Source organism: Nocardia seriolae NBRC 15557 (assembly GCF_007990715.1).
GTDB classification, from domain to species: Bacteria; Actinomycetota; Actinomycetes; order Mycobacteriales; family Mycobacteriaceae; genus Nocardia; species Nocardia seriolae.
On the sequence record NZ_BJWY01000213.1, the window covers coordinates 1 to 5990 of the forward strand.

At 67.3% G+C, this 5990-nt stretch carries 7 protein-coding genes, 1 tRNA gene and 1 pseudogene; 6 read left to right on the forward strand and 3 right to left on the reverse strand.

Going from position 1 to position 5990, the window contains the following annotated elements; all coding sequences use genetic code 11:
- Positions 1 to 51: 51 nt before the first annotated feature.
- From NS2_RS34805 to NS2_RS34815, 3 genes and pseudogenes are all read right to left on the reverse strand, one after another.
- A complete protein-coding gene (locus NS2_RS34805; protein ID WP_147207431.1) occupies positions 52 to 1671 on the reverse strand; it encodes a sensor histidine kinase in 1620 nt (539 codons plus the stop codon).
- Complete coding sequence (locus NS2_RS34810) at positions 1649 to 2353, reverse strand: response regulator transcription factor (RefSeq protein WP_173850119.1); 705 nt, start codon at positions 2351 to 2353, stop codon at positions 1649 to 1651. The genes NS2_RS34805 and NS2_RS34810 overlap by 23 nt, the downstream gene beginning before the upstream one ends.
- Before the next feature lie 271 nt (positions 2354 to 2624).
- Positions 2625 to 3065: pseudogene (locus NS2_RS34815) on the reverse strand (GMC oxidoreductase); the annotation flags it as partial.
- Between the two features lie 116 nt (positions 3066 to 3181).
- Here NS2_RS34815 and NS2_RS34820 point away from each other — a divergent pair.
- The 6 genes from NS2_RS34820 to NS2_RS34840 all read left to right on the forward strand — a co-directional run bounded on the left by NS2_RS34820 (position 3182) and on the right by NS2_RS34840 (position 5985).
- On the forward strand, positions 3182 to 3850 hold the full coding sequence (locus NS2_RS34820) for a TetR/AcrR family transcriptional regulator (RefSeq protein WP_045440407.1): 669 nt from the start codon (positions 3182 to 3184) through the stop codon (positions 3848 to 3850).
- A gap of 99 nt (positions 3851 to 3949) precedes the next feature.
- A tRNA-Pro gene (locus NS2_RS34825) sits at positions 3950 to 4023 on the forward strand.
- 119 nt (positions 4024 to 4142) lie between these two features.
- Positions 4143 to 4607: a Uma2 family endonuclease gene (locus NS2_RS34830; protein ID WP_158544010.1), complete on the forward strand. Its 465-nt coding sequence runs from the start codon at positions 4143 to 4145 to the stop codon at positions 4605 to 4607.
- Positions 4608 to 4891: 284 nt separating this feature from the next.
- Positions 4892 to 5053: a hypothetical protein gene (locus NS2_RS36560; RefSeq protein WP_155240665.1), complete on the forward strand. Its 162-nt coding sequence runs from the start codon at positions 4892 to 4894 to the stop codon at positions 5051 to 5053.
- Complete coding sequence (locus NS2_RS34835) at positions 5040 to 5363, forward strand: lipase family protein (RefSeq protein ID WP_155239437.1); 324 nt, start codon at positions 5040 to 5042, stop codon at positions 5361 to 5363. The genes NS2_RS36560 and NS2_RS34835 overlap by 14 nt, the downstream gene beginning before the upstream one ends.
- Before the next feature lie 106 nt (positions 5364 to 5469).
- The gene (locus NS2_RS34840; protein WP_052087094.1) at positions 5470 to 5985 is read left to right on the forward strand and encodes a cytochrome P450 family protein; all 516 of its coding nucleotides are present in this window, start codon (positions 5470 to 5472) and stop codon (positions 5983 to 5985) included.
- Positions 5986 to 5990: the final 5 nt, after the last annotated feature.

The following is a 5990-nucleotide window of genomic DNA, read 5'->3' on the forward strand; positions in this document are numbered from 1 at the left end:
GTACTAGCCGAGCCACGCTCACCCCGCGCTGAGCCGACCGGATAACCGTGCTCAGTGGGTGGCCGGTAGGTCGACGGTGAATTCGGTTCGGCCGGGGGCGCTTTCGACGGTGATGTCACCGCCGTGCGCCTTCACCACCGCGGCCACGATGGCCAGGCCGAGGCCGGTGCTGCCGACCCGGCGGGAGCGGGACGAGTCACCGCGGGCGAAGCGCTGGAAAACCTCCGGTTGCAGGTCGGCGGGAATGCCGGGGCCGTCGTCGGTGACTCGCCACCGTGCCCCGCCCCGGCCGTCCTCGGCCAGCGCGGTGGTGACGGTGGTGCCCGGGCCGGTGTGGGTGCGGGCGTTGGCGAGCAGGTTCGCCAGCACCTGGTGCAGGCGCGCCGAGTCGCCCTCGATCATGATCGGTTCGGCGGGTAATTCCAACCGCCACTTCAGATCCGGTCCGGCGATATGGGCGTCGCTGACCGCGTCCACGGTGAGCCGGGTCAGATCCACCGGCGTCTGTTCGAGACCGCGCCCGGCGTCCAGGCGGGCCAGCAGCAGCATGTCCTCGACCAGGGTGGTCATGCGGCGGGACTCCGAATCGATGCGGCTCATGGCGTGCGCGATCGCCTCGGGCACCGAATCGCGTTCGCGCTGAGCCAATTCCGCGTAACCGCGGACCACCGCCAGCGGGGTCCGCAACTCGTGGCTGGCGTCGGCCAGGAAGCGGCGGATCCGTGTCTCGCTGGCGTGCCGCGCCGACAGGGCGCTCGCGATATGGTCGAGCATGCGGTTGACCGCCGCGCCGAGCTGGCCGACCTCGGTGCGCGGATCGGCGTCGGCGGCCGGAACCCGCACGGGCAGAGTCACTTCGCCGCGATCCAGGCGCAGGTCGGCCACCCGGGTGGCGGTGGCGGCGACCCGGTCCAGGGGCGCGAGCGCGCGGCGGATCAGCCAGATACCCACGGAAATGGCGCTCACCAGCACACTGGCGGTGACGATGACCAGGATCAGGAAGACCCGCATCATGGTGGCTTCGACCGAGGCCAGCGGGAGAGCGGTGACCACGGTCCGCCCCGACCAAGTGGTCTCGGCTTGCACGCGATAATGCCCCTCACCCGGGATGTCCAGGGTGACCGGTTTCCCGGTGGCAACGGCCGCGAGTTGCCCGCGGGCCGATTCGGAAAGCAAGGACTGGGTGCCGTCGGAGTGCACCCGGGCGGCGCTGACCGACCCGTCGGATTCCACGAGCGCGCCGATCGTATCCGGCTGAATACTGCGCCGATTCAGGAAATCCGGGCCCGACCCGTAGCCGTCCTTCGGGGCCGGTGGCGGCGGCGCGGGCGCACTGTTCTGGCCGAACCCGCTGTTCTGACCTGGCGCGCTGCTCTGACCGGCCGGGTTGTGCTGGTCCGGCGGCCGCGGCCCGAGGCTGGGCCCGCCACCCGAGTCCACGAGCGCCCGTTTCGCCGTCTCCCCCAACGACACATCCACCTGATGCACCAGAAACCGTTGCAGAGCAATCTCGGTCGCGATCCCGATCCCCGCCACCACAACCACCAGCAGCACAACCTGCCCCACCAGCAACCGCGCCCGCAACGACCAGCGCCGACGCGCGGCCTCGCGCTCACCGCCCCCGCTGGGCGCGATCGTGGAATCGAGGTCAGCGGGCGGGTTTGAGGACATAGCCCGCTCCTCGCAGCGTGTGGATCATGGGGGCGCGGCCGCTGTCGATCTTCTTGCGCAGGTAGGAGACGTAGAGCTCGACGATACTGGAGCGACCCCCGAAGTCGTAGCTCCAGACGCGGTCCAGGATCTGTGCCTTGCTCAGCACCCGCCGCGGATTCCGCATGAACAGCCGCAGTAGCTCGAATTCCGTTGAAGTCAGCACGATTTCGGTGCCGGCGCGGCTGACCTCGTGACTGTCCTCGTCGAGGGTCAGATCCCCCACCACGAGCCGCGTGCCGCTGTCCTCGGTGGCGATTCCCGCACGCCGCAGCAGCGCCCGCAGCCGCAGCACGACCTCCTCGATGCTGAACGGCTTGGTGACATAGTCGTCGCCGCCCGCGGTGCGCCCGGCGATGCGGTCCTCCACCGAGTCCTTGGCGGTCAGCAGCAGCACCGGCAGATCCGGAAAGACCTGACGCACCCGCTCCAAGACTTCGAGACCGGTCATGTCGGGCAGCATCACGTCGAGCACGACCGCATCGGGCCGCACCTCGCGCGCCTTGGCCACGGCCGTGCGCCCGTCCCCCGCCGTCTCGACCGCCCAGCCCTCGTATCGCAGGGCCAACGCCACCAGTTCCGCCAGCGCCGGTTCGTCGTCCACAACGAGCACCGTGAGGGGATTCCCGTCGGCGCGCCGCATGGCGGCCCGCTCGATCGGCGCGTTTCCCGAGGTCACCACAGACATCGTTACAGCGTCGGGGAGCCGACTGGGGCGTAGCTGTACCGAACCTTTGGGTCAGCTGTGAGACCTGTGCGCCCGCTGTGCGCCGCCGGCGAACGCCCCGGGCCGTAGCCCCTCGGCCGCAAGTCACCCGCCTCCCCGCCGGTCTGCCCTGGTGCGGATCCGGCGAAGCGCCGCACATCCTGACCGCGATCGGGCCGACGACACCGCTCGCCGATGACCAGCACCATCAAATCAGCTGCCCCACATCGACTTTCACCAGGACATCGAAGGCGCGTTTGACGATGGCGGCGATGGTCATGGACGGATTGCAGGCGGCGGTGCTGCCGGGCATCAGGGCGCCGTCGAGGACGTAGAGGCCGGGCTGGCCGTGGACGCGGCCCTCGAGATCGCACACCGTGCCCATGCTCGCGCCGCCGAGGGGATGCCAGGTGGAGGGAAAGGCGGCATTGGTGTCGAGCAGGGTGCTCGACGGACCGGCGATCCGCTCGACCGTGGGCCCGATGTGATTGTCCTGGATGCGGGAATCGCCGTCGGCGGGCCAGTGCAGGGTGGAGGCATCGGCGGCCGGGTCGTAGCGGAATTCGCCGCGGCCGTCGCTGACGCCGTAGCCGACCAACATGGTGCTGTGCGCGTCCACCGACAGCGGCGGGATCGAGGCCCGGATGACGGCCGGGTGGTGCTGTGCAGGCATCACGCTCTCTCCGTACGAATTCTCGTCACACGCGCTCCCGTTCCGCGCGTTGAGTAACCGGGTTACTCGAGTAACGGCGTTACCGTGACGGCATGGCGAGGGAAACAGAAGAGGCAATCCGGGCGCGCATCCTGCACGAGGTGCGCACCCTGCTGGAATCCGACGGCTACGACGCCGTCCAACTGCGCGAGGTAGCCCGCCGCGCCCGCGTCTCCCTCACCACCATCTACAAGCTCTTCCCCACCCGCGACGAGCTCCTCATCTCCGCCATCGAACGCTGGATGGAAGAGAACACCTACCTCCCGATGGAACCCCCACCCCCCGGCGAATCCATCCACGACGGCCTGATCCGCGTGATCCGCCACATCTTCTCCCCCTGGGAACGCCACCCGATCATGCTCGAGGCCTACCACCGAGCCCGCACCGGCCCCGCCTCCCAACGCCTCGACAACCACGGCCTCGACGCCGTCTTCCCCATAGCCGCCGCCGTCCTCTCCGGCGCCACCCCCACCTACCTCGCCGACATAGCCGTAATCCTCTCCAACATGACCTACTCCCTCCTGACCCAATGCGCCGACGGCACCCTCGACGTCCCCCAGGTCCTCCCCATCCTCGAACGCACAGTCCACCGCCTCACCACCAACAACGTCCCCGAAGCCACCGCCGCCCTCCACCACCGCCACCCCACCTCCCTCTCCCCCGACGTAGCCGCCCCCTACCGCCGCACACCCCCGGATTCCCCTGCGCCAGAACAACCCTGAACCCCTCCCACCCCTCCCCACACGCCGATAACCAGCCGATTTGTAGTTTGAGGGGGGTCCTGGGGTAATCTCATCGAGCACAAGCGAGAGCAAATGCAACGGGCTGTGGCGCAGCTTGGTAGCGCACTTGACTGGGGGTCAAGTGGTCGCAGGTTCAAATCCTGTCAGCCCGACAGAACAGTGGAGCCGGTCTTCGGACCGGCTCCACTCGTTTCTACAAGTTGTCTCACGACACCACTCGATGGCTACCGATAGCTACCATTGCCTTGGCGACGGAGAACAGGAGCCCACGATGAGCGTGCATCACCAGCTCGTGGAAACTGCCGCTGGCATGGACGTACCCGAAGGATTTCGCGCGGACGCGAAAGGCGAAGTGATCGTGGTGTCCCCTCAGCGACCCGAATACTGGAACATCATCCAGGAGATCGCTTTTCGGGTTCGTCTCGCCGACGCAGCGCTGACGACCACCTCCGACGTGAAGATCGCTGGCACCGGCGAGAACGACAAGGCGCCGGATGTGGCAATCTTCCGCAAAGGCGAGCCACTACATGCCCGCAACGCCTTGGCCTTCTTCGAGGTGGTCTCCCCGAGCAGCATCGAAGCCGGCTACATCGACAAGTCCCGCCTCTATGCCGAGGCCGGAGTACCCGAATACCTGATCGTCGATCCCGCCCGCGAAACCTGGACGTTGCACTCCAACCCAACCGAAGGCGAGTACCGGGTCACGTCCACCAAACCGATGAGCACGCCGGTCTAGGTCGCCCGCATCGAGTTCGAGCTTTGACGAGGAAGTCCGGTATCGATGCCATGAACCGGTAGCCGGACTCTTCTCCTACCGGACGGCGCGGCGACCAGAGCAGTGCATCACGCGAAGTTCGGTAGCACGTGAGGGGCAGTCGCGGGTGTCGAACCTCGCGATACATAATGTCGCGCTCCAACACTGTCCGCCATAACCAGTATCGAACGAACCGGACCGTTTGTCGGTGCGGGACGAGGAGGCTGGCGCCGACAGCCCGAGCGAATGGCCCGGAACCATCGAGTATGACTTCGCTGCAACACATAATCATCATCGTGGGAATTGACTTGGCGAACGTGGTCGTTGCGGCGATCACCGCGACCGGGACGTTGATCGGTACCCTCGAAGGCACGGCGGGTGCGCAATACTTCGCCATCAGAAACAAGCGATTGGGTGCCGAGATTTAGGCCAGCGAACGAGCTGAGCAACGGCGCGAGGCTGATCGCAGCGGGCAAGACCGGGGAGTGCCACGACCCCGGCGTGCGAATCCATTACGTGCGAGACCATTTCAGCGAACACGTCACCCTCGAGATCATCGGAATGCCCCGGGTCCTGCTCTGGATGAAGGATCGCTTCGACGGCGTCCCGGTCGAATCCGGCTGCGACATCCACGACGAGGGTTCCATGCCCCTGGATCCCGCGACCTGGCCGGTCTGGCTCCAGGGCGCGGGCACCCTGCTCGCCGGAATCCTCCAATTCCCCATCGGCAGCCGCTGAGATCGCTCCCCGAGGGCGGCTCGTTCCACCCTGAGCACTCCGACCCCGAACCACGGATTGCGCGAGCCACCCGCCGATGAGAGGCTTTCGAGGAAACGGGGGGATCATGGCGGCAGACGTTGTCACCTTCGACGACTCGTATTTCGTTGACCCGCACGAGTTCTACCGGGAGGTTCAGCGGCGCGGGCCGATCCATCGGTTCGTCACGCCGTCCGGGGTACAGGGCTGGCTGGTCACCGGCGACCGGTTGGCCCGAACCGTACTCACCGACCCGCGGATCAGCAAGAGCCGCGACACCATGCTCGGGGTGTCGAGTGCCGACGAGACCGAGATCCGGTTGCGGCAACGGGTGCTGCGCCGGGGCACCGAGTGGGTTGTCTCGCACATGCTCGGCTCCGATCCGCCCGATCACACTCGCCTGCGTAATGCCGTCGCCGACTTCTTCACCCCGGCCGCCGTCGCCGCCCTGCTCCCTCGAATCGACGCGCTGGCAGCGGAATTCGTTGATTCGATGGATCCGGGCGCGCCCGTCGATCTGGTATCGGCTCTCGCCTGTCCGTTGCCGGTGGCGATGATCTGCGAGATCACCGGCCTGCCGCGGAAGCACCACGGACGCATCTAGTGTCC

Coding starts and splice junctions, on each gene's coding strand:
- NS2_RS34840 (WP_052087094.1), top strand. CDS start 5,470: ATGGCGGCAGACGTTGTCACCTTCGACGACTCGTATTTCGTTGACCCG.
- NS2_RS34805 (WP_147207431.1), bottom strand. CDS start 1,671: ATGTCCTCAAACCCGCCCGCTGACCTCGATTCCACGATCGCGCCCAGC.
- NS2_RS36560 (WP_155240665.1), top strand. CDS start 4,892: ATGACTTCGCTGCAACACATAATCATCATCGTGGGAATTGACTTGGCG.
- NS2_RS34810 (WP_173850119.1), bottom strand. CDS start 2,353: ATGCGGCGCGCCGACGGGAATCCCCTCACGGTGCTCGTTGTGGACGAC.
- NS2_RS34830 (WP_158544010.1), top strand. CDS start 4,143: ATGAGCGTGCATCACCAGCTCGTGGAAACTGCCGCTGGCATGGACGTA.
- NS2_RS34820 (WP_045440407.1), top strand. CDS start 3,182: ATGGCGAGGGAAACAGAAGAGGCAATCCGGGCGCGCATCCTGCACGAG.